At 58.6% G+C, this 21,409-nt stretch carries 21 protein-coding genes; 9 read left to right on the forward strand and 12 right to left on the reverse strand.

Annotation, left to right across the window (positions count from 1 at the left end; genetic code table 11):
* Window positions 1-28: 28 nt before the first annotated feature.
* Window positions 29-985 carry a helix-turn-helix domain-containing GNAT family N-acetyltransferase gene (locus HNQ50_RS04105; protein ID WP_184097812.1) on the reverse strand — a complete coding sequence of 319 codons (957 nt, stop codon included), beginning with the start codon at window positions 983-985 and terminating at the stop codon, window positions 29-31.
* A 205-nt stretch (window positions 986-1,190) separates the two neighbouring features.
* Between HNQ50_RS04105 and HNQ50_RS04110 the strand changes: the two genes are divergently transcribed.
* Window positions 1,191-1,589: a helix-turn-helix domain-containing protein gene (locus tag HNQ50_RS04110; protein WP_184097814.1), complete on the forward strand. Its 399-nt coding sequence runs from the start codon at window positions 1,191-1,193 to the stop codon at window positions 1,587-1,589.
* Complete coding sequence (locus HNQ50_RS04115) at window positions 1,589-2,929, forward strand: type II toxin-antitoxin system HipA family toxin (protein ID WP_221302978.1); 1,341 nt, start codon at window positions 1,589-1,591, stop codon at window positions 2,927-2,929. Before HNQ50_RS04110 ends, HNQ50_RS04115 begins: the two co-directional genes overlap by 1 nt.
* A gap of 130 nt (window positions 2,930-3,059) precedes the next feature.
* On the opposite strand, the gene HNQ50_RS04120 is transcribed toward HNQ50_RS04115, so the two are convergent.
* On the reverse strand, window positions 3,060-3,947 hold the full coding sequence (locus HNQ50_RS04120; protein ID WP_184097816.1) for an SDR family oxidoreductase: 888 nt from the start codon (window positions 3,945-3,947) through the stop codon (window positions 3,060-3,062).
* 297 nt (window positions 3,948-4,244) lie between these two features.
* Here HNQ50_RS04120 and HNQ50_RS04125 point away from each other — a divergent pair, with 297 nt between their 5' ends.
* The gene (locus HNQ50_RS04125) at window positions 4,245-4,880 is read left to right on the forward strand and encodes a response regulator transcription factor (protein ID WP_184097817.1); all 636 of its coding nucleotides are present in this window, start codon (window positions 4,245-4,247) and stop codon (window positions 4,878-4,880) included.
* 276 nt (window positions 4,881-5,156) lie between these two features.
* Here HNQ50_RS04125 and HNQ50_RS04130 read toward each other — a convergent pair whose 3' ends face one another.
* Together HNQ50_RS04130 and HNQ50_RS04135 are read right to left on the reverse strand one after the other, a co-directional pair.
* Window positions 5,157-6,098 carry a hypothetical protein gene (locus HNQ50_RS04130; RefSeq protein ID WP_184097820.1) on the reverse strand — a complete coding sequence of 314 codons (942 nt, stop codon included), beginning with the start codon at window positions 6,096-6,098 and terminating at the stop codon, window positions 5,157-5,159.
* A 180-nt stretch (window positions 6,099-6,278) separates the two neighbouring features.
* Window positions 6,279-7,577, reverse strand: a complete 1,299-nt coding sequence (locus HNQ50_RS04135) for an NRAMP family divalent metal transporter (protein WP_221302979.1) — start codon at window positions 7,575-7,577, stop codon at window positions 6,279-6,281.
* A 302-nt stretch (window positions 7,578-7,879) separates the two neighbouring features.
* Between HNQ50_RS04135 and HNQ50_RS04140 the strand changes: the two genes are divergently transcribed.
* Window positions 7,880-8,197 (forward strand): hypothetical protein, encoded by a 318-nt coding sequence (locus HNQ50_RS04140; RefSeq protein WP_184097822.1) that lies wholly within the window; start codon window positions 7,880-7,882, stop codon window positions 8,195-8,197.
* 100 nt (window positions 8,198-8,297) lie between these two features.
* On the opposite strand, the gene modA is transcribed toward HNQ50_RS04140, so the two are convergent.
* From modA to HNQ50_RS04155, 3 genes are all read right to left on the reverse strand, one after another.
* A complete protein-coding gene (gene modA, locus HNQ50_RS04145; RefSeq protein WP_184097824.1) occupies window positions 8,298-9,056 on the reverse strand; it encodes a molybdate ABC transporter substrate-binding protein in 759 nt (252 codons plus the stop codon).
* A 277-nt stretch (window positions 9,057-9,333) separates the two neighbouring features.
* The gene (locus HNQ50_RS04150; protein WP_184097826.1) at window positions 9,334-9,906 is read right to left on the reverse strand and encodes a TetR/AcrR family transcriptional regulator; all 573 of its coding nucleotides are present in this window, start codon (window positions 9,904-9,906) and stop codon (window positions 9,334-9,336) included.
* Window positions 9,907-9,968: 62 nt separating this feature from the next.
* The gene (locus tag HNQ50_RS04155) at window positions 9,969-10,553 is read right to left on the reverse strand and encodes a TetR/AcrR family transcriptional regulator (RefSeq protein ID WP_184097828.1); all 585 of its coding nucleotides are present in this window, start codon (window positions 10,551-10,553) and stop codon (window positions 9,969-9,971) included.
* A gap of 307 nt (window positions 10,554-10,860) precedes the next feature.
* Here HNQ50_RS04155 and HNQ50_RS04160 point away from each other — a divergent pair, with 307 nt between their 5' ends.
* Window positions 10,861-11,655, forward strand: a complete 795-nt coding sequence (locus tag HNQ50_RS04160) for a MipA/OmpV family protein (RefSeq protein WP_184097830.1) — start codon at window positions 10,861-10,863, stop codon at window positions 11,653-11,655.
* A 98-nt stretch (window positions 11,656-11,753) separates the two neighbouring features.
* Here HNQ50_RS04160 and HNQ50_RS04165 read toward each other — a convergent pair whose 3' ends face one another.
* Together HNQ50_RS04165 and HNQ50_RS04170 are read right to left on the reverse strand one after the other, a co-directional pair.
* Window positions 11,754-12,278: a GNAT family N-acetyltransferase gene (locus HNQ50_RS04165; protein ID WP_221302980.1), complete on the reverse strand. Its 525-nt coding sequence runs from the start codon at window positions 12,276-12,278 to the stop codon at window positions 11,754-11,756.
* 139 nt (window positions 12,279-12,417) lie between these two features.
* On the reverse strand, window positions 12,418-13,011 hold the full coding sequence (locus HNQ50_RS04170; RefSeq protein ID WP_184097832.1) for a TetR/AcrR family transcriptional regulator: 594 nt from the start codon (window positions 13,009-13,011) through the stop codon (window positions 12,418-12,420).
* A gap of 143 nt (window positions 13,012-13,154) precedes the next feature.
* Here HNQ50_RS04170 and HNQ50_RS04175 point away from each other — a divergent pair, with 143 nt between their 5' ends.
* Window positions 13,155-14,378, forward strand: coding sequence for a glycosyltransferase (locus HNQ50_RS04175; protein WP_184097834.1), 1,224 nt, complete (start codon window positions 13,155-13,157; stop codon window positions 14,376-14,378).
* Here the strand turns inward: HNQ50_RS04175 and HNQ50_RS04180 are convergent.
* Entirely contained in the window at window positions 14,367-14,753 is a 387-nt protein-coding gene (locus HNQ50_RS04180; RefSeq protein ID WP_184097836.1) for a carboxymuconolactone decarboxylase family protein, read from the reverse strand. The two genes, HNQ50_RS04175 and HNQ50_RS04180, sit on opposite strands and share 12 nt — an antisense overlap.
* A gap of 104 nt (window positions 14,754-14,857) precedes the next feature.
* Between HNQ50_RS04180 and HNQ50_RS04185 the strand changes: the two genes are divergently transcribed.
* Window positions 14,858-15,781 (forward strand): LysR family transcriptional regulator, encoded by a 924-nt coding sequence (locus tag HNQ50_RS04185; protein ID WP_246428535.1) that lies wholly within the window; start codon window positions 14,858-14,860, stop codon window positions 15,779-15,781.
* A 24-nt stretch (window positions 15,782-15,805) separates the two neighbouring features.
* Here the strand turns inward: HNQ50_RS04185 and HNQ50_RS04190 are convergent, their stop codons facing one another.
* Window positions 15,806-17,626: a sensor domain-containing diguanylate cyclase gene (locus HNQ50_RS04190; protein ID WP_184097838.1), complete on the reverse strand. Its 1,821-nt coding sequence runs from the start codon at window positions 17,624-17,626 to the stop codon at window positions 15,806-15,808.
* Window positions 17,627-18,007: 381 nt separating this feature from the next.
* On the opposite strand from HNQ50_RS04190, the gene HNQ50_RS04195 reads away from it, so the two are divergent.
* Both HNQ50_RS04195 and HNQ50_RS04200 read left to right on the forward strand, forming a co-directional pair.
* Entirely contained in the window at window positions 18,008-19,978 is a 1,971-nt protein-coding gene (locus HNQ50_RS04195) for an alkyl/aryl-sulfatase (RefSeq protein ID WP_184097840.1), read from the forward strand.
* 258 nt (window positions 19,979-20,236) lie between these two features.
* The gene (locus HNQ50_RS04200) at window positions 20,237-21,091 is read left to right on the forward strand and encodes a bile acid:sodium symporter family protein (RefSeq protein ID WP_184097842.1); all 855 of its coding nucleotides are present in this window, start codon (window positions 20,237-20,239) and stop codon (window positions 21,089-21,091) included.
* 39 nt (window positions 21,092-21,130) lie between these two features.
* Here HNQ50_RS04200 and HNQ50_RS04205 read toward each other — a convergent pair.
* Window positions 21,131-21,409 (reverse strand): ExbD/TolR family protein (locus HNQ50_RS04205; protein WP_184097844.1); only part of this gene is annotated, 279 nt, incomplete at its 5' end.

A 21,409-nucleotide genomic window follows, 5' to 3' on the forward strand; every position in this document is an offset into this window, starting at 1 on the left:
TTTGGGTTGGCCACGAACCGGCGCACGATCAGACCGTGGGTTTGCACCGCGTGAACTGTTGCTCAGTGACGAGGCGCCCCCATTGGGTTCCTTCCTCTTCCCAGGTGAGTTCGAATCCGACGGACTCGTACAACCGGCGGGCTGCATCCAGACCCTTGAATGTCCAGAGTTGCGTAGCGCCGAAACCATGGTCGTCGCAAAACGCAATGGCTTGGGTTAGCAATTCCCGCCCCACACCAGTGCCGCGACATCCGTTGTCCAGGATAAACCAGCGCAAGTGAGCCTCACTGTTTCCCAGCCCCTGGCCGTCAATGGCAATCGATCCGACAATCTGGCCGTTTTGAACTGCGGCCCAGATCTGATTTGCGGGTTGGTCGAGCCTGCCTGTGAATTCCGCGACGCCTGCGGCCACCTTGCTCTCGAAGAATTGGCCAAAATGCCACTGGCGGGAATAGAAATCCGCGTGCATTTGCGCAATGCGCCCGATCAGTCCTGGCCGATAGCCTGTATGGATGTCGATTGAGCGGGCAGCGGCATCGCCGGGTTGTGCGTGACGTTGCTTCAAGGCATTAGCGTAGGCGCCGAGGCCCTGCGCGACGAGAAGTTGTTGTTCGGGGTCGAGTTGACTCATCGCAGTAATAACCTGTTGCTGGCCATGCGCATGGATATCCGCCACAGTGCGTTGACCCTGAGGCGTGAGCGCAAGCTGCTTGAAGCGCCCGTCATCTTTCACTGGTGCTTCTTCAATTTCTCCTGCCTCAATCAGCTTTCCCACCATCCGGCTGACGCTGGATTTTTCCAGCCCAAGCATTTGCACCAACTGGGCCGCAGGCATGGCGCCATGCAGATCAATTTCGAGCAAAGCATGCACCGCCGAGGGGGAGTAACTGGTGCCGGCCAGGGTGGATTTCATGAAGCCCAACTCACGCACCATGGTGCGTGATGCGGAACGAATGTCCTCAACCAGGGAGGGGGTCATGTTCATGATGGGTAGATTCCGTAAAACAAGTTGCAATATACAACTACAGGGCTAAAGCATAAGGCATGATGGTTGTACAATGCAACTATGATGGATATTCTAATTTACTCCATATTTGTTGTTTTTTATAAATACATCAAATAAATTGTATTTATGATTTGACATGAAATTTGTTGTCGACCTAAGATGAGGACTCTCTTGGAGAGTCCTCATGCGCTACCCGGTCTATGACAGTTTGTCCCTCAGTGAAATGCTGGTCAGCGCCAGAAAACGCCTTGGTTTGTCTCAGCGACAACTGGCAGAACGGCTTGGCATGCAACAGCAAAACTATGCCCGCATGGAGAAAAACCCGGGTTCTGTCGCGCTGGATACCATGCTGGCCATTTTCGTGGTCCTGGGTCTGGGCATGGTGCTGGATGAGTTGCCAGATACGGGCAGGCAGGCTGCTATGGGTTTGTCGGTAAAACGGCGTATCAATACTCAAAAAGGGTCCCGGGCGAGGTCAGAGACGCAACCAGAGAAAGTGACCAGGGTCGAAGAGCAAAAAACGGGGTATCAGCCATTGCCCGCGGGTTCCATCTGGGGTGACGAGCCGCCGGAGGACTTCTGATGCCGGTGCTCGCTGTCTGGATGAACGGGCTTCGTGTTGGCTTCTGGCGCAGTGGCAAGCAGGGGGACGAGTTTGCCTACGATGAGGATTGGCTGAGCGACAGCAACGCGCTGCGGCGACCACTTTCTCTTTCCTTGAAATTCCGGCCTGGTAATCAGCCTTATAAAGATGAACGGGTCAGGAATTTCTTCGACAATCTTTTACCAGACAGTGATCACATCCGCCGCCGGCTTGCCAGTCAGCACCGGCTTGCCAGCGTGGATGCCTTTGACTTGCTGCGTGCCATCGGCAGAGATTGCGTGGGGGCATTGCAACTCTTGCCGGTGGATGTCGCCCCGGAAAACCTGACCTCAATCCAGGGCGAAGTGCTGGACGAGGCGGGCGTTGCGCGGGTACTGCGACACACACAGGGCAATGCGCCGGCGGCCATGCTTGATGATGATGGAGAATTGCGCATCTCGATTGCCGGTGCCCAGGAAAAAACCGCACTCCTGTTTCATGATGGCCGCTGGCAAAAGCCGGTGGGCAGTACGCCATCGACGCATATCCTCAAATTGCCCATGGGTGAGATCACCGTCAGCACCGGTGCGCTGGACATGCGGCATTCCGTTGAAAATGAATGGCTATGCAGCCGGATTCTCCAGGCTTTTGGTCTGGCGGTGGCGCATTCCGAGATCGCCACCTTTGAAGAAATGACGGTGTTGTCCGTAGAACGGTTTGATCGGCGCTTGTCCAGGCAGGGTGACTGGATCATGCGTTTGCCGCAGGAGGACTTCTGTCAATGTCTGGGTGTTAACTCCCTGAACAAATACGCCAACAATGGCGGTCCGAAAGCGGAAGATCTCAATCGGCTCCTGGCGCAAGCCGATGCAAGCAACTCAGCACAAGATCGGGTTCAATTCTTTCGCACACTGGTCATTTTCTGGATGCTGGCGGCGATTGATGGCCACGCCAAGAATTTCAGTATTTTCTTGCAGGCGGACTCAAAGTACCGGCTGACGCCGCTGTACGACGTATTGTCTGCGCACCCGGTGATGGGCAAGGGCAAAGGGCAGTACCACGAAAGCAAGGTAAAGCTGGCCATGCCGGTACAAGGGGAGAGTGGCCCGCACTATCTGGTGTCCCGGATACAGGTACGGCACTGGATTCATTTTGGGGTAGAGGTCCTGAAAATTGCGCCGGAAGCGCAAATCCGCCGCTTGTTACAAGAACTGGCCGACAGCACGGAAGGCGTCATTGCCAGGGTCGCAGCGCAAATCCCGTCTGCTTTTCCGGGGCGTATTGCGGACAGCATTTTTAGTGGGCTCAGAAAGTATGCCGGCAAACTGAACGCCGGGTAACGCCGTTGCTGTTCTGAATGGCAATGATTGGCCCGCTTCGGTGGCGGTTTAAAGTATCTGGGTTCCAGCAACCGAAGCGGATATCTGCGGATATCTCTTTAGAAGTTCCCGTTAGAGTTCCCCTCGTTGTTCAGACGCCGCGTGCTTGCAGCAAGTCGCTGACCAGGGTTGGCCCGGTGGGCTGCCAACCCAATGCGGATTGAGTCCAGGCGCTGGATGCCGGCATATCCAGCGCGGTAAACATGGCCATCCATCCAAAATGTTCCGGGGCTTGTTCCGGCGTGATCGAAATGACCGGCAGATTCAACCGTTGGCCCAGCGCCTCAGCGATGTCCCGGCTGCGTACCCCTTCTTCACCCACAGCGTGATAACGGGCTCCGTGCCGGCCAGCTTCTATAGCCAGCCGATACAGCTGAACCACATCTGAGAGTTGGCCGGCAGGCCAGCGGTTTTGGCCTTCTCCGACATAAGCCACAGTGCCTTTTTGGCGCGCAATTTCAATCAGCGGGGAAATCAAACCTTGCTTGTGCTGGTCATGAACTTGCGGTAGCCGCATTACGGACACATTGATGCCGGCCTCAAGCAATGCGTTGCCAGCCATTTCAGACGCAACGCGCGGATTCGGGTGGGCAAAATTGCAAATGTCCTCCCGGGCAAGTTCACCATGCTGACCGGAGCCCAAACCTGTGCCAGATGTGATCACCAACGGGCGCGAACTCCCGGCGAGCGCGGCCCCCAGCGCGGCAATAACGCGTTTGTCTTTCTCGCAGTTCTCTACAAATCTGGAGAAATCATGATCAAACGCGGTGTGAATGACCGCATCGGCCTCGGCGGCCCCGCGTCGCAAGCCTTCGGGGTCTTCCAGTGTGCCGCGATAGACACCCACCCCTGCTGATTCAAGTTTTCTGGCGCCGGTGTCCGAGCGGGTGACGCCGATCACTTCATGGCCCGAAGCAAGGAGTTCCGGGATGAGGGCAGAGCCAATAAAGCCGGTGGCACCGGTAAGAAAGATGCGCATGCTGGAAACCTCGCAGAGTGATGGAGGCTTAACTATCCGGCTGGCGTTCGGGATTTAAAAGTAGTGGCTTCTTCATAGTATGGCGACTAACAGGATGAGGACGTTCGTTGCGCTCTTTTTATGCAATGAAAAGCAACCTGGTTCAAGACCTGCCGCTGCTGCTCTCGTAATACTCAATTTTGATATGAAGGGCAGTCAGGCGCTTAACGGCACGCAACCCGGCCTGCAGTCTCAGGAGTGGCGTGCTTTCAATCACCATGCTGGTGATAACCAACCTTTGTGAACCAGGGGATTGTCATGATCGAGACTATGCCTTTGCATGTTGCCGTAGCGCACCGCAACCCGCTGGTGGCTTGCGGCATTGCAGGATTACTCGCGTCCGTAGAGGACATTGCCGTATCGATCCATCCGCCTGAGTGGGTGGAGTCGCGCCGGTTTACGGGAGTGGATGTCATCATCGGGGATTACGACACGGCAAGCCGGTTTTTGCAGCGCTTGCGCGGCGATTCCCGCTACCCGGAGAACGCACCCCGTGTTTTGCTGCTCACGGTGCGCGACAGCGAGCGGGAAATGCGTCACGCCTTTGATCTGGGCGTTCACGGCTATTTGCTTATTGATTGCGATGCGGGCGCGCTGGAGTGCTGCATCCGCAAGCTGGCAGCAGGTCAGCGGTATCTGAGTGATGCCTTGTCCCAGCGGCTGGTTGATTCGCTCTCGCGTGAAACGCTGACCGCACGGGAGCAGGATGTATTGACGCTGATGGCCAACGGCAATTGCAATCGGGAAATCGCCGCCTCGCTGGGGATCTCGGTGGGGACGACCAAAACCCATGTCGCTTCCATTCTCGACAAATTGCAGGCCAACTCCCGCACCCGCGCCGCCGCCATTGCCCGGGATCGCGGGCTGATTACGGTGTCTTACTCTGTCTCTTGAAGCACGGTCTCTGTATCGGGTTGTCCAGTCAGGAGGAGCACATTGCCGCCGCGCTGGATATCGCTTCGCCCCACAACAAGTGGGGCGAATGCGCCTGGTTAGCGATGGTTTTGTGTGTGCGGATCGCCGGGTTGATCACTAAAACGATCAATGAAACATGATGGCAATCAGGATGATGATCGGGATCGGTACGCCCAGAAAAAACAGTAGCAAGGAACGCATGTCAGTCTCCTTCAAGGGTGGTGGCCGCGGGATGGCGCGCCATACAAATCAATATCAAGCGCGGGCGACAATGGCCGGGCGATCACGATGCTTGCCGCCAACGGTGGCAAAAAAGCTGGCAAAGAACGCGCCGCACAACAAGGCCACAAACATCCACAACGCGCTATAGGCCGTGGCTTTTCGGGCTTTGTCGGCAGCGGCCCTGGCCGATTCCGTCGCCTCATTCACAGTTCGGGTCAGTCGCTCGTAGGTCTGGTTGACGCGGGTTTGGGCGGTAGCCTGGTCCAGCCCGGTCTGCCGGGCTACGACGCTGGCCAGGTATTGCTTGTCTTGTGCGTCCAGGGTGCCGGTACGCAGGCCATTGGCCAGAATCCGCGTGGCCTCGGCCCGGCTGCTGGCATCGGCGGCCTGGGTATCTGCCGGGGCTTGATTGCTACGGAACAGCAGGTCGACAAAGTAGCTATTGGCAGCATTGCCCGCGTTGGGGCCGGGGGTTGCCATCTGGCTGGCTCCGGCGGCTACGCCGGTCGTGGCGGCGCGCAGCGCACCGGCACCTGCTTCGGCGCCGCCACTCAAGACCGTACCAATCGCACTGGCCAGCAATGTGGCCGTTACCAGCGTGGCAATGGCCCAGGTCAGCATGCCGTGGGCCGTATCACGAAAATAAACTTCGTCTACATGAATATCGACCCAGCTATTGCGCAAGCGGCCAGCCAGGTACCCACCCAGGCCAGACGCCGCAATTTGTGTCAGCGCCAGCCAGATCACGGTAGATATCCCAATGGTCGATGCGGTGACCCCCGTGTTGGTCCAGGGAGAAATCGCTGATAAGCCCAGGCCAAAGCCCAGGATTACCAGAATGAAAGCCAGTGCAGCGGCGGCTGCAGCTCCGGCCAGGATCGCGCTCCACGACAGGCCGCTGGTCAATGAATGGGACGTGGTGTTCGCCAATCCCGGGGCAATATGTTCTGTGGTCAGCGGTGCGGTGGGATGCATGATCCGGGCCTCCTGTTGTCGGTGCAGAGTCTGGCCGTGCTGGCCAGATGGTTCGCCTTGTGCGTGAAATAACCAGGCTGATTGCAGTGTCGGCGCAAGCCCGGCCGGAAGATGTAGGTAGACCAAATGGATTGGGGTCAGACGAAGGCGCAAATTGCAGATGGCATTGCCGGACAACCGTTACAGCGCCATCAGTACAAACATGGCCACAACGGCGACCAGCATGACCGCTGTCGCCAGCCAGCCCAGGATTTCAAGGTGACGCGGCACGGCAAAATCACCCATGATGCGGTCGTTGGACGCAATCAGCATGATGACGACCATGGCGGGCACTGCGACAACGCCATTGATGACCGCGCTCCAGAACAGCGCGGTCATGGGGTCGATGTGGACCACATTCATCAAGACACCCACGGCGATGGCGAACACAATCAGGCCGTAAAAACGGCGTGCCGCCAGGGCCCGATGTGACAGGCTGTTTGGCCAGTCCAGCGTGCCGGCAATGCCGTAAGAGGCAGAGGCGGCCAGAATGGGTACGCCCAGCAAGCCGGTGCCGATAATGCCGCAAGCGAACAAGGCAAATGCCGCCTCGCCGGCGAAGGGCTTAAGTGCCTGCGCCGCCTGGGCGGTCGATTTGATATCGGTAATGCCATGCGCGTTGAGCGTGCATGCGGTCGCCACCACAATGCAGTAGGCAATCAGAGTGGAAAACGCCATGCCTGCCAGGGTATCGCTGCGGATGCGTGAAAAAGCGGCCTGGTGCTGATGTGGGGCGTCAATGAGTGCGTCCCGGTCTGCGCGTTGCTGTATCTCTTCAACTTCTTGCGAGGATTGCCAGAAAAACAGATAGGGGCTGATGGTGGTTCCGAACACGGCCACGACCGTAGTCATGTATTTGTTTTCCCAGCGCAAGGGTGGCAGAACCGTGGTCCGTAGTACCTGCGCCCAGGGTACCTTGATGGATATCATCACCACCACATAGGCAAACAGACTGAGCGTCAGCCACTTGAGCACGCTGGCGTAGCGCTGGTACGGCACCAGCACCATGCACAGGGCGCAGAACACGCCAAATCCGGCCACCAGCCAGATTCGCTCATGCACGTGCAACAGCAAAGCTGCGCTGTCACCCATGGCTGCCAGATCTGCGCCGATGTTGATGACGTTGGCGACAAACATCGGCAGGATGACGATGTAAAACAATGACTTGTGGTAGTTTTTCTGCAGGGTGGACGCCAGCCCGTTGCCCGTCGTCCGGCCAATTCGGGCCGAAATGGCCTGAATGGCAAACATCAGCGGAAAACACAGCAGCAGTGTCCAGAGAATATCAAAGCGGAACGCGGCGCCAGCCTGGGAATAGGTGGCAATCCCGCTGGGGTCATCGTCCGCCGCGCCGGTCACAAGACCAGGACCGAGTTGCTTCCACCATCTTTGCTTGCTGTCGGCCATGGTCTGATCCATGCGAAAGGTGTGTGATTTCATCCTCCGCAGCTTCGCCATCCCGCACCAGTCGCGTCGGGCTGCTTTTCATGCAGTCCTGGGCTGACGCTGCGTTGTGATTCCTCGCAAGTACGCAGGCCAGACCACTACAGCACAAGCAGACCCGCCTCGACATGAGTGGACGCCTGATCAGCGCAGCTTAGGGGTATGCCGTCCTGCGTACTCAGTCATTGGCAGGCAACGGCGTCAGTCCCCGGTGTTTGATCATCCATTGCACGGCAGGTGTCGCAGGACCGCGATTTAGCCCGCCGCCCAAGTCCGATCAGGAAAGGAGTAGTGCTGCTATGAGACCTCTACATGTGCGCGGCCAGAACGAGGCTGCGAAGCACCCGCAAAGAACAGTGACCCCGACGCCACCGCAGGTGGAGACGGAAGGGGAACCGCATACGCAGGAGGGTGGCATCCAGCCCGCTGCCGGGCAAGCGCAGGAGGCGGAGAGGGCGCGGCCGCGCGAGCAGCATCCCTTGCGCGAACAGCAGAGCACGCCTGATAAGGTGGATGCCGCGCTGGATTCGGTCTACGGCACCCACTCCGAGCCATCCGCAAAACGCCGCCCGGAGAAAGACGGCGAGCACAATTTTGATCTGGACGATCAGCAATAGCGTTCCGGTTGGCTGCCAGCAAGCCCGGCCTGTCAAACACAAAGCCCCGGTATTGACCCGGGGCTTTGTGTTTGCTCAAGCGCTGCTACCGCAGATGTACTTACTCGCCCTGCAACTTGTAGCCATAAGCATGAATGACAGCAGCGGCCTTGGGGCCCTTAAGGTAATCCACCAGTGCTTTGGCGGCGACGCTGTCTTTGGCCTTGCTAAGCAGCACGGCATCCTGGCGGATCGGCTCATACATGCTGGAGGGGACAATCCAGGCCGAACCCCCCGTCACTTTGCCGTCCTTATAGATCTGCGACAGGGCGACAAAACCCAGTTCGGCATTGCCGGTGGCGACAAACTGATAAGCCTGGGTGATATTTTGACCTTCGACGATCTTGGGCTTCACTGCCTCAGTCAAACCCATTTTGGTCAGTACCTGCGTGGCGGCAAGGCCATAGGGTGCCGCTTGCGGGTTGGCAATGGACAAATGCGTGAAGGCGTTGTGCTTGAGGACGTCCCCGTTTGCATCCACATAGCCCGCTTTGGCCGACCATAAGGCAAGGCTGCCAATGGCATAGGTAAAGCGTGAGCCGGGTACGATTTCGCCTTCTTTTTCCAGTCGGGCCGGCGTGGTGTCATCTGCCGCCAGGAACACCTGGAACGGCGCGCCATTCTTGATCTGGGTGTAGAACTGGCCGGTAGCACCAAAAGAGGCCACCAGCTTGTGGCCGGTGTCTTTCTCGAAATCTTTGGCAATAGCCTGGATCGGGGCAGTGAAATTGGCGGCGACAGCGACGACCACTTCATCGGCGTGAGCGGTGCTGACCAGGCTTGCGGCGACAAGGGCAACATAGAGGCGGGACATGCGCATGGGGGCGGTTCTCATGGTTGTTTTGATGGTGAAAAACAAGTAAAGCACAACGTCGTGCCGGGTAGATGACAGCCTGGCACTGCCTGGGGCCGGTGAGGGCGGCCAGTCCTCACTCGATCAGCAAATCTTCCGCACCAAGCGGCTTGGTCGGGGGCGGGGCGTCACCACATTCTGTGGGAATTTTAATCAAATTGCATCAGGCGCAAGCGTCCTGGATTGACCCTGATCGCATCAGATGTTGATACGCATGACCTGGTGGCTCGGGGCAGGGCAATACTCAAGTGTTCTGATCAGCGCGCCACGCCGCCGGGTCGCGCAATCTTTCAAACAGGGTATCGCTTGTGTCCTCTGCCAGGGGTACGAAGCCAAGTAGATCCATTAATACCAGGCCCGTGGCGGCAAGCCAGCGGAGCGCGGCCAGGTCTGCGTCCTGCGCCTCATCATGGATTCGGGTCAGATATTCAGTATGGTCGCTCCGGATTTGCTGCAGTAACTCCGGGGCTTGGGCAAGAGCAGCCAGGAAAGCAAGATTGACTGGCTTTCCGGTCGCGCTGGCTAGCGCTTGCAGCGCCTTGAGTTGCCCTTGCAGCGCTGGTTCTCCCTCGGGAGTGCCGGTTTGAGTGGCCAAGTCGGTGGCGACCTCGTTGATATGCTGGCTACGGTATTGCAAAAGGGCGGTCAGCAATCCTTCTTTTGTCTCAAACTGATGTAGTAATCCGCCTTTGCTGATGCCACTTTCACTGGCTAGCGCGTCGAACGTGAGCGCGCCAATGCCCTCCCGCTGCAATAACCCCAAAGCGGCCTTGATGGCTTTCAATCGCGATTGTTCTGAACGAGTGGGGTTATCCATGATGCGGGCGTGAAGGCGTTCTCTGAAAGGGTGACGTGGCTTGTCGACGATGCCCGGTGGGGCTAATCCGTTGTGGTGGGGTGTTCCAGTGGCCGCCAGAAATCATTGTCGCCCAATGTGTTGAACAACTGGCTTCGCTCCGCTTCGGAAAACGGCGACAGGCCGAAAACACTGAGCAGGCCCAAGCCCCAGCCGGCAGCCCAGCGCAAATGTGCCAATTGGGCATCGGCGCTTTCGTCTGTGGCCTTGACCAGGCTGGAGGCGATGCGCTGGCGAGTTTCTGCCATGGCCTCCGGCTCTTCCAGTAGCGCAGAAAAAACGGCACGTGCGGGCGAGTGGGTGTTTTCAACCATTTCACGCATGATCGCAATTTGCCGGACGATAAACTGTTGAGATGCCTGCGCAGGCTGTGCGGCAGCAAATTCATTACGAAATGAGCGAAAGGTCTCCGCGCGAAACGCCAGAATACCCTGCAACAGCGCTTTCTTTGAGGGGAAGTGACGCGTCACCGCCCCCTTGCTCAGGCCTGCTTCCTGGGCCACCGCACCAAACGTCAGCCGTGCCCCGCCATCACGCCCCAGCACGGCAAGTGCTGCGGTGATAATCGTGCGTCGGGTTTGCTCTGAGCGCTCTTGCCTCGTGGTCAAAACGGGTCCTTGAAATAGCATCACGGAAAGAGTGCAAGCATAACTGATGCGGCCTTTCCCGGCCTAATCGGGGCTGTGTTGCGGGCGGTATTTGCCACTACGCCACGCTACGGCCCAGCTACATGCCGGATACATTTTAAAAACCGTCCAGGCGGTTTTTATTTTGCCGGATTTTGATACACTCCAGCGCGTTATCCCCTTTTTGAGTCTCTGGGCCATATGGCGCGGGGCGATCAGCAACAACTGTGGAGAGAAAATGGTTATTCAGAAAAAAGGTGTCCGCTGCGGATGGCTGGCATCTCTTGCGATGATGTTGTCTGCCGGTGCGGCGCTTGCCCAGACCGGCAGCGCACCCTCGGCGGTGGTGGCCGCCACGCCGCAAGATTTACCGGATGATGGTTTGCATTACTCGCTGGGTTTTGGCGCATTTGTTGCCCCAAAGTACGCCGGCGCCAGCGATAGCCATGTTATCCCCGCGCCCTTGTTTGGCGTGCGCTATGACCGTTTTTTTCTGGGCACCGTTCCGGATGCCAATGTGCCGTTTGGCATTGGCGCTTATCTGGATCGGGACAATGCCATCAGAGTAGGCGTCGCCCTGTCTGCCGATCTGGTCAAACCCCGTAAATCTTCGGATGACGCGCGCTTGACCGGCATGCCGGATATTGAGCGCACGGCGCACGCCACTGTGTTTGCCAGTTACAACCTGGCATGGTTGTCGGTGGTCAGTTCCGCCACGCAAGATATCGGCGGCAAAGATCAGGGGGCGACCGCAACGCTGGATGTACTGGGCAAATACCGGCCCACGGAACAACTCACCTTCACCGCAGGGCCGGGTGTCACGTGGGGGAGTAGCCAGTACAACCAGACCTTTTACGGCGTAACCGCGGCAGATAGCGCCAGTTCTGGCCTGGCCCAGTACACGCCAGGCTCGGGGCTGGCGGCGGTTCGTTTTTCAGTCGGCGCCATGTACCAACTGGATAAAGACTGGACTCTGGGCGCACGCATCGGCGCCACGCGCTTGCCGGGGGATGTGGGTGACAGCCCGATTGTGGAGAAGAAAAACCAGATGACCTACGGCGTATTTACCAATTACAACTTTTGATGACTGAACGCGGATAGCAGCGTGCAAGCCCGGGGTCGCCATGGTGCCTTGCACTATCCGGGCTGGCCCTGCTGTTTTGGGTCAAAACAGAGCGTTGGCTACGAGCGGGTGAGTGTGCTGGCGCGCGGCCATCTGAAAATAAAGGTGGGCACCGTCGAGCCATCTGGCGCATGCCAGACTGAATCCTGGGCATTGTGTGCGCCATTGGCCTGATAAAAACGCTGGGCACGTTCGTTGGTTTGATTGACCAGCAAATACAAACCCAGACCCGGATAGCGTACTTCGCACACCTGTGCCGCCGCCCTCAGCAGGCGTTGACCGATCGCCTGACCCTGCCAGCGGGCCGCGACATGCAGATTATCCAGGTAAGACCCCCATTCTTCATGTCTGGCCAGATAAAGGCAGCTAAACCCGGCGACCTCTCCGGCATGCTCTGCGACAAGAACCACCTGATCCGCTGCTGGCGCTGCAAGGCGTTCCGCCCAGATGCGCTGCCGCTCTGCTGGCGCGGTATGGGCCAGATAGTCCGGGGTGAGTACATCGCCATAGGTGGCGGCCCAACTGGCCCAATGCAGTTGGGCAATCTGGCTGGCATGCGCAAAAGAAGCGGGAAGGATATCCACGTTGGCCCGTCGGTGAGTGCAATGGCATGAGCTTGTTTGTATGCGGCAAGCATGCCATTGCTTGCGGCTGGGCGGTTTGATCTGGGCAGCCGAAGCAAAACGTCTATGAATCACAGAGACTGGGTGCTGTCCCCTGTGTTTAGGCGCCGTATGGCGTAATGCCTTGTTTTTGTGGTTCTGCGGGCTCCCGGGCACCTTCGACAAATAAACGCAAAGCCGCTTCAAACTCGCTGGCAAGGCTCAACTGCCGATCGGACAGCCAGCGCATCAATGCGCCGAAATACAGAAAATGGAACTGTAACGCCAACTGGCCTGCATCCTGGCTTGCATCCAGTTCGCCGGTCTGCTGACCCATTGTGATCAGCGCGGTCCAGACCTGGACCATATCCCGGCGGGTTTCTGCCGGTAAACCGGGCTCGAACGTGGCAAATTTGAAGCGCACATAGGGCAGCAAGTAGTCCGGGTGCGTCTCACACCAATGTGCAGACGCGGCCAGCAAACCGCTGGCGCCAGTCCGGAACGAGCGGGCCACTAACAGCGCGGGCTCAACCTGCGCCAGATCCCGGGCGAGTTCGTCTTCCAGCAAGCACGCCAGAATGGCGTCTTTGACCGGGAAATACTTGTAGAGCGTTCGTTTGGAGACGGAGACCGTGGCAGCGATCAACTCCATCGTCACGTTTTCGTATCCCCGTTCTTTGAACAGTGCGTCGGCAACGGTCGCAATCCGGGCCATGAGTCGGGCCTGTTTTTGCGCCCGCACACCGCTTGGTGCCGGGTCAGGCAAAGCAGGGGATGGAGAGGCGGGGGTGGTCATGGACGGAAAGTATACCGAATGATAAAGTAAACGACGTTTACTTTTTTGGGGTGAACCGGACTATGAAACTGCTCGCGCTGACCTACGGGACAGAAGGGGATACCCGCCCGCTTGCGGCACTCAGCCACGCGCTGCAACTGGCCGGGCACAAGGTTCATTTGCTCGCGGACGGGCACACCCTGGGGTCGGCCCATGAACTGGGCGTGCCTGCGTCCGGTTTGTCCGGGGATATCCGGGCGCTCTTTGCCGAGCATGGTCCAAAAGGCGCGCAAGCCACTGCCAATGCGCTCGTGCGGCTGACCAATGCCCACGCTGCCAACTGGATGACCCAGACACTGGCTGCCGCGCGGGAGTGTGATGGCATTCTCACCGCCGGGCTGGCCGGCTTTACCGGCTTGTCTGTGGCCGAGAGCCTGGGTATTCCGGTTATTGGCACCGGCATGATCCCGCTGACGCCTTCGCGTACTTTTCCGTCGCCTTTCCTGCCAGCAGGGCTGGTGCCTCATTGGCTCAATCGGGCCAGCCTCAAGCTCACCAACCAGTTGGTCTGGCTTTCGCTGGCCAGGGCGTTGAACCGGGCGCGAATACAGCTTGCCGGTTTGCCCGCCTGCAAGTCGTTGCCGGATGGACACCCCATGTTGTACGGCATTTCGCCCACACTGTTGCCCCGGCCTGAAGATTGGCCGGCCAACGCCCACCTGTGTGGCCAATGGCGCATGCCCCAAGTCGATTTTCAGCCGCCTGCCGAGCTGGCCCGGTTTCTGGCGGCAGGCCCGGCACCGCTTTATATCGGTTTTGGCAGCATGGCCGGGCTCGATACCCGTCAGATCATCACGCAGCTGGCGACCGCGCTGGCCGGGCGGCGCGCGCTGTTTTACCCCGGCTGGAGTGATGGCGAGGGCATCAACCTGCCTGCCAATATCCTGCAAGTTGGGCCGTTGCCGCATGACTGGCTTTTTCCGCAAACGGCGGCCGTCATTCACCATGGCGGGTCGGGTACAACCCATTCAGCCACCCGGGCCGGCAAACCCTCTATTGTCATTCCGTTTGCCGGGGATCAGCCTTTCTGGGCCGCCCGCCTTGCGACCTTGGGTATCGCCCCGCCAGCCATCAAGCACGCGCGCCTTGACGCGGCGGTATTTGCCGCAGCGATCCGGTTTGTGGAACAGCCGCAGGTGCTGGACAAAGCAGCACAACTGGGCGCGCAGATGGCCACAGAGGACGGCTTGGGTACGGCCGTCGCGCTGATCGAACGCATGATGCGGGTGACGGGCTCAGGTCGCTGACCCGTTCAGAATATCCTTCACCGCGACTAGCGCATTGCGTACCGCTGCGCCGCCGGCATAGAACATCAGTTGCAGGATTGCTTCGATAATCTGCTCCCGTGTCGCGCCTGCGCGTAGCGCCGCCTGGGTGTGTGCCCGCAGTTGGGTTACTGGATGGCCCAGCGTCACGCAAGAGGCGATCACCACCAGTTCTCGCACCACCGGATCAAGGCCCGGCCGGCAAGCGATCCCGCCCAGCGCCCATTCAATCGACATTTCGGCAAAATCCGGACACAGCCCATCCATATCGCTGATCAGTGCTTCGGCCGCGCCGTCACCGAACATCTGCGTGAGATAAGCGACGCCACGCGGGCGCAGTTCCTGGTTGGCAGTCATTGGTGTTCTCCTGAGTTGGGGCAGGCCATGGGCTCACCTTAATTCAACAATCAGCGCGCGATAAATGGTGGTTCATTTTCTGCTTTCGATAATGTAGTTTTAGAATGATGGACAAACTCGAAAACATGGTCGTCTTCGTCAAGGTGGTAGAGCGTGGCAGTTTTGCCGCCGCTGCCGAAGAATTCCGGATTTCCGCAGCCATGGCCGGGGTTCACGTGCGCGCGCTGGAGCAACGCCTGGGCGCCCGGCTGATCAACCGCACCACGCGCCGGCACCGCCTGACCGAAATTGGCGAGCTCTACTACGAACGCTGCAAACAGATACTGGCGGACATTGCCGATGCAGACGCCAGCGCGGCCAGGCTCAAAGCGCGCCCGCAAGGGCGATTACGGGTGGCCGCCCCGGTCTCGGTGGGTGTGCACGCCATTGCGCCATCCTGTCGGGATTACATGGCGGACAATCCGGACGTCTTTATTGATCTGATGGTGAGTGACCGGCCGATTGACATGCTGGAAGACGCGATCGAAGTGGCTGTCCGGATCGGTGAGCTGGAAGATTCGTCGATGATTGCGCGACCGCTCATGCCATATCGCTCGCTGATCTGTGCCGCGCCGGACTATCTGCGCCGCCACGGCACGCCGCTACAACCCGCAGATTTATCCGTACACCGTTGTCTTGGTTTTGCCCACCCCGTGGCGTCGCAAGAGTGGACCCTCGGCGGTGCGCACGGCCCAATGCGGGTGCCGGTCAAGCTGGCGCTCACCGTCAACAATGGCGAGGCACTGCGCATGGCGGCGCTCAGTGGTCTGGGCATTGTGATGCAGCCTGAACTCTTGCTGCAGGAGGATATTGCGGCCGGGCGGCTGGTGCCGCTGCTGCCAGACTTTTTGCCGCGCCCCCGGCCCATGCATGTACTGACTTTCCCCGACCGTAAACTCACGCCCAAGGTCCGCAGTTTTGTTGATTTTCTGTGTGCCCGGTTTGGTCGGCCGACCGCCGCATTTGCCCCGCCGCTACCCGTGGGGTAGACCACCCCGTCAGGTGTAGCGCGTTCAATACTGCGGGGTCTGGGTGTCGTAGACCTGCACGCGGTTGCGCCCACCGTCCTTGGCCGCGTACAGCGCCAGGTCGCTCCGTTCCAGTGTGGCCTGAAGGTCAGCCTCACCCGGTACATACATGGCCAGCCCAATGCTCACAGTCTGGGAGATGCTTTCATCTTCCGTGACAAAGATGGGGAAGCGAGCCAGCGATTTGCGGATGCGTTCACCCACTTCCTTGCCTTGTTCCAGGCCGGTGTCGACCAGTACCGCGCAGAACTCTTCGCCACCCAGACGCACCGCCAGATCTGTACTGCGTAAAACGCCAGACAGAATCTGGCTGAAGGTCTTGAGTACCGTATCGCCCGCCGCGTGCCCCCAGGTGTCGTTCACTTTTTTGAAGTGATCCAGGTCCAGGGCCAGCACGACCACAGATAGCCCGGTGCGGGCGGCATTCTCGATGATGATGGCTTCGCGCCGGACAAAACCGCGCCGGTTACACAAGCCGGTGAGCGGATCAAGGTCCACTTCTTCCTGCAATTGATGCAACGCGCTGATTTGCGAGCTGACATCGGCAAAGGACAGCAACACCAGTGGATCACCGTGATCTTCCAGTGGCAGCAGGGCGCTTTGCACCAGCATGTGCCTTGCCCCCTGGCGGGTGGCGATTTCGCTGGTTCTCTCTTCTGCATCGGCCTGGGTCAGGGTTTCCCACAGATCGGGCATGACGAACAGGGCGCTGGCCGGCTGACCGGTGTCGGCCGGAGAGCCACACAGCAACTTCAGACGTTTGTTGCCCAGCAGGATGTGCCCCGTGCGCGGGTCTGCAATCACCATCGGGATGGGGGAGTGCTCCACCACCGCAGAAATGGTCTGGATCGCCCGCTGATAATCTTTTTGCATGGCCGCTTCCCGCCGCAACAACGCAATGCCGCAAGCCAGCGTCAGCGAGGAGAGGATGATCCCCGCCAGATTGGCATACATGCTGCGCCACCAGGCGGTGCGGTAAGAGGCGACCGCCCGGCCGACCAGTACATGCCAATAGCCGCCACGCTTGCCGACCGGGACTGCCCGATCCACGATCAAACGCTGCTGCCCGTCTGCCGAGAGCGCAGTGTAAAAACTGTCTGAGGTCGGGCCCCGGGTCTGGCTGGTCTGGGGCAGGATTTGCCCGACATCCATGCCAGGCTCTGGCGGAAACCTCACCACGACGCGGCGGGCGTCATCCAGCAAAACCAGGGTCTGGTCCGGATGCGGGTTCAGCCCGCCCAGCACCGCTTCTTCTGCCGAGAATAACAGCACGGTATACAGCGCCGAATCGCCCTCGGACAGATTCACCTTTGAGCCCAGCAACAGCACTTCTTTGCCATTGAAGCGCGCCGTTTTCTGGAAAGACGGCTGCTTGCCCGAGGATACCCATTCATCAATCAGCCACTGGATATCACCCACGCCTTGCGCTAGCACGGGCGATGAACTGGCCATCAGATGGCCGTCTTTATCGAACACAAACACCGTGGTGTCTGTTGCGGCCTGGCGAAAAGAGTCTGCCAGGTAAGAGAGGTCCGGCTTGTGCCCGCCTGGTTGGGCGAGTTGCCACGCCACGGTGTCTTGCAAGCCCCGGACCATTTGCAGCAAGCGCACAAAGCGGGCGGATACCAGATTGGCAATCTGCCCGGTTTGCTGGGCGTTGCTGGTTTCGTTGTCGTGCCAGCTTTGCCAGCCCTGATAGACGTTGATGCTGATGTTCAACAGCAAGGCCACCACGAAAAAGGGAATGGCACGCCTCAGCCAGGAGCCTTTCCTGCGCGCAGTACCCAGCAACGCTTGTACCGCCATCAAACCCTCCCTGCACGCCAGAACAAGCGTTGTTGTAAACGGGCCGCTCTTGTTGAACGGGGTTGGCCGTAGCCCCTCATTTTGATTTTCAAGGTAGTACATCCGTTCCATTTCTACCTGGCCGGGTTGAACGCAGCACCGCATGAGGAGAAATCTTGCACTTTTATAAGTATCTGGTGACACAAACTGTCTATTTGCTTACTTGTTTTTAACTATTTGGCTTGGCTTTTGCTATCCACCTTCCTATGTTGAGGAGCGTTAGCCCGTTTTTACTTCCGGTTCGACCCACGCAAGTCCATCCGCTCTGCTCAATAAAAACACCTTGTCACCACTGGTCCCAGAGCCAGTTCCTCGCTTGAATGAATCCCATAGGGAACATCGATGGAACATTTTTCTTTTCGCCGGACTCTCCTTTCGTTGACGTTGTCGCTGGCCGTTGCGCACGCGTTTGCGGAAGGCCCCAAACCCGCCACCAGTTTCACCAAGGCTGAAAACCAGAAACTGCTGGACTACCTGCCGTTCGATAACAAACAGGATTTTGATGACGTCAAACGCGGATTTATTGCGGATTTGCCTTCGCCCATCATCAAGGGCTCCAGTGGCAACACGGTGATTGATCTGTCGCAATTTGACTTCCTCAAACAGCAAGGCCCGGCACCGGATACGGTGAACCCCAGCTTATGGCGGCAAGAGCAATTGCTCTCTGTGCGTGGCTTGTTCAAGGTGGTGGATGGCGTGTACCAGGTGCGCAATATCGATCTGGCCAACATCAGTTTTATCCGCGGCAAAACCGGCTGGATTGTGATTGACCCGCTCACCTCGGTCGAAACCGCCAAGGCCGCGCTGGATCTCATCAACGCCAAGGTAGAAAACCTGCCCGTCACCGGCGTGATCTTTACCCATAGCCACGTGGATCACTTTGCGGGCATACGCGGTGTGGTCAAAGAAGAAGACGTGCGCGCCGGCAAAGTGCCGGTGGTGGCGCCAGAAGGCTTTATGGAAGAGTCGGTCAGCGAAAACGTGTTTGCCGGTAACGTCATGAGCCGTCGCGCCTCGTACATGTACGGCAACCTGCTGCCCAAAAATCCGCAAGGCGCGGTGGGTGCGGGCCTGGGTCTGACTACGGCGGCGGGGACCATTACGCTCTTCGCCCCCAGCAAGCTGATCGAAAAGACCGGCGAAAAAATGTCCATCGACGGCGTGGATGTGGAATTCCAGATGGCGCCGGGCACCGAAGCACCGGCAGAAATGCTGTTCTACTTTCCGCAGTTCAAACTGATCGACCTGGCTGAAGATGCCACCCACACGCTGCATAACCTGTTGACCATGCGTGGCGCCAAAGTGCGGGACGCCTCCAAGTGGGGCAAAACGCTGGATACCACGCTGGATATGTGGGGTAAGGATGCCGTCGTCTCCATGGGCAGCCACCACTGGCCGCAATGGGGTAACGAGCGCGTGGTCAAACACCTGGAAGACCAGCGTGATCTGTACAAATACATCAACGATCAAGTGCTGCGCATGGCCAACGAAGGCCTCACCATGCACGAGATCGCTGACCAGTTTGTGCTGCCCGATGGCCTGGCCAAAGAGTTCTACAACCGGGGTTATTACGGCGATCTGAAACACAATGTGCGTTCTACCTACCAGTTTTACCAGGGCTGGTGGGATGGCAACCCGGCCAACCTGAACCCGTTGCCGCCGGTAGAAGAAGGCAAAAAGTATGTAGAAATGATTGGCGTGGACAAAATGATGTCTTCTGCCAAAGCCGCCTTCGACAAGGGTGACTATCGCTGGTCTGCCACCATTACCAACAAGATTGTGTTTGCCCAGCCCGACAACCAGGCCGCCAAAAACCTGGAAGCCGACGCGCTGGAACAAATGGGCTACCAGGCAGAATCCGGCCCGGCGCGGGATTTCTACCTCTCTGGCGCGCAAGAGTTGCGCAACGGCATCCAGAAAGCCGCCACCCCCAACACCAGTTCACCGGACATCATCCGTGGCATGACCACAGAAATGTTCCTGGATTTCCTGGGCGTGCATTTCAATGGGCCCAAGCTGGGTAATCACACCTATCACTTCAACCTGATCTTCCCGGATACCAAAGAGAAGTTCACGCTGTATGCAGAAAATGGCGTGCTGGGCTACGGCAAAGACAAGCAGTACCCGAGTGGGGCCGATGCCACTATCACCCTGAATCGCAGCACGCTGGACAAGATCGCCCTGGGGCAACTGAAGCTGGGTAATCTGTCTGAAACAGGCGAAGTGAAGTTTGACGGTGACAAAGCCAAATTCAACGAACTGGTGACGTACTTCGACAAATTTGATTTCTGGTTCCCGATTGCCGCGCCTTGATTGAGGGCGGCTCGTCCGCAGTTGTTTGGTAACAGAGGGGACGGCACTGTCCGCCATCAAAAAGCAACCCATTGATCGGGTTGCTTTTTTTCAGGGTGGCTGGATGGGGCGGCTGTCGTCAGGCTGATCCGGCTTCTTTATGGCAACCCCAATCGCGTTTCCCATGCTCACCCGCAAGGCGGGTGAAAAGGGGCGGGTTGCAGGTCAATATGAGCTAGAACACAGAAACGGCGAATATTCCATCGCAAAGGCACTGACATGACGCTCACCGAGGTAGTCCCGCTGGTGCTCAAGGCAAGCATCATGCTGATGATCCTGGCGTTGGGGTTGACCGCCCGGCCTGCGGATCTGTTGTATATGCTCAAGCGCCCGCGCCAGCTATGGCGCTCCTTGTTGAGCATGTACGGTGTCATGTTGCTGCTGGCATTGCTGGTTAGCCGGCTGTTTCAACTGGGGCACACGGTTACGGTGGTGGTTGTGGCCCTGGCGCTGGCGCCCATTCCGCCGCTGCTACCCAAAAAACAGACGCGCGCCGGAGGGGATGCCTCGCACGCGGTTGGTCTGGTGGTCGCGGCCTCCCTGTTTGCCGTGTTCTGGATTCCGCTCTCCATCCAGCTCTTGCAACTGGTCTTTGGCGTGTCGCTACTGACGGCCGAGGCGCAGGTGATGACGCTGGTGTTCATCAATCTGCTATCCCCGTTAATTGTGGGTGCCTTGATTCATCAGCGCTGGCCGCTGCTGGCCGAGCAATATGCGCCGCTATTGGCCAAAGCAGGGGGACTGGTCATGCTGCTGGTCGTGCTGCCCATTCTGTACATGCTGTGGCGGCCCATGCTGGCACAAGTGCAGGATGGCGCCTTCCTTGTTCTGGCGCTGTTCATCTTGTGTGGGCTCTTTGCCGGCCAACTCCTGGGTGGGCCGGAACCGGAAGACCGCACGGTGCTTGCGCTGGCGACCGCATCGCGCCATCCGGGGGTGTCCATTGCGATTGCGCATCTTAATTTCCCCAATGATCCGGCCGTGTTACCGGTGATCGGGCTGTATCTGATCTTGACGCTGGTGCTGGTGCCGCCCTGGCTGAAATGGCGCAGGCGGCGCATCGCCCAGGGTTAACACGCGCGTCTGGTCCGGCGTCGCCTGCGGCATGCTCTGTCACTGCAAGAACTGCTCACCACCCACAATGCCGATCTTCTTCACCCCGATGCGCTGGGATTCAGCCAGCACCTCGGCCACCGGCGCGTAAGACGCGTCCTTGTCCGGGCGGATGTGGAATTCCGGCTGCGGATTGGCCTTGGCAACCGTGCCCAGACGGCTTTCCAGGTCTGCACGACCGTTCACCACTTCACCGTTCCAGTGGATCTCGTTGTTCGGCAGGATGTCCAGCTGAACCACCACCGGTTTCTCGGCGTTGTTCGGCTGGTTGTTGTTGGT

Origin of the sequence: Silvimonas terrae, from assembly GCF_014202765.1 — a bacterium.
GTDB lineage: Bacteria > Pseudomonadota > Gammaproteobacteria > Burkholderiales > Chitinibacteraceae > Silvimonas > Silvimonas terrae.

Bases quoted from the DNA above. Each gene is read 5' to 3' on its own strand.
- HNQ50_RS04105 (WP_184097812.1), bottom strand. From the start codon at position 985: ATGAACATGACCCCCTCCCTGGTTGAGGACATTCGTTCCGCATCACGC.
- HNQ50_RS04110 (WP_184097814.1), top strand. From the start codon at position 1,191: ATGCGCTACCCGGTCTATGACAGTTTGTCCCTCAGTGAAATGCTGGTC.
- HNQ50_RS04115 (WP_221302978.1), top strand. From the start codon at position 1,589: ATGCCGGTGCTCGCTGTCTGGATGAACGGGCTTCGTGTTGGCTTCTGG.
- HNQ50_RS04120 (WP_184097816.1), bottom strand. From the start codon at position 3,947: ATGCGCATCTTTCTTACCGGTGCCACCGGCTTTATTGGCTCTGCCCTC.
- HNQ50_RS04125 (WP_184097817.1), top strand. From the start codon at position 4,245: ATGATCGAGACTATGCCTTTGCATGTTGCCGTAGCGCACCGCAACCCG.
- HNQ50_RS04130 (WP_184097820.1), bottom strand. From the start codon at position 6,098: ATGCATCCCACCGCACCGCTGACCACAGAACATATTGCCCCGGGATTG.
- HNQ50_RS04135 (WP_221302979.1), bottom strand. From the start codon at position 7,577: ATGAAATCACACACCTTTCGCATGGATCAGACCATGGCCGACAGCAAG.
- HNQ50_RS04140 (WP_184097822.1), top strand. From the start codon at position 7,880: ATGAGACCTCTACATGTGCGCGGCCAGAACGAGGCTGCGAAGCACCCG.
- modA (WP_184097824.1), bottom strand. From the start codon at position 9,056: ATGCGCATGTCCCGCCTCTATGTTGCCCTTGTCGCCGCAAGCCTGGTC.
- HNQ50_RS04150 (WP_184097826.1), bottom strand. From the start codon at position 9,906: ATGGATAACCCCACTCGTTCAGAACAATCGCGATTGAAAGCCATCAAG.
- HNQ50_RS04160 (WP_184097830.1), top strand. From the start codon at position 10,861: ATGATGTTGTCTGCCGGTGCGGCGCTTGCCCAGACCGGCAGCGCACCC.
- HNQ50_RS04170 (WP_184097832.1), bottom strand. From the start codon at position 13,011: ATGGCCCGGATTGCGACCGTTGCCGACGCACTGTTCAAAGAACGGGGA.
- HNQ50_RS04175 (WP_184097834.1), top strand. From the start codon at position 13,155: ATGAAACTGCTCGCGCTGACCTACGGGACAGAAGGGGATACCCGCCCG.
- HNQ50_RS04180 (WP_184097836.1), bottom strand. From the start codon at position 14,753: ATGACTGCCAACCAGGAACTGCGCCCGCGTGGCGTCGCTTATCTCACG.
- HNQ50_RS04185 (WP_246428535.1), top strand. From the start codon at position 14,858: ATGATGGACAAACTCGAAAACATGGTCGTCTTCGTCAAGGTGGTAGAG.
- HNQ50_RS04190 (WP_184097838.1), bottom strand. From the start codon at position 17,626: ATGGCGGTACAAGCGTTGCTGGGTACTGCGCGCAGGAAAGGCTCCTGG.
- HNQ50_RS04195 (WP_184097840.1), top strand. From the start codon at position 18,008: ATGGAACATTTTTCTTTTCGCCGGACTCTCCTTTCGTTGACGTTGTCG.
- HNQ50_RS04200 (WP_184097842.1), top strand. From the start codon at position 20,237: ATGACGCTCACCGAGGTAGTCCCGCTGGTGCTCAAGGCAAGCATCATG.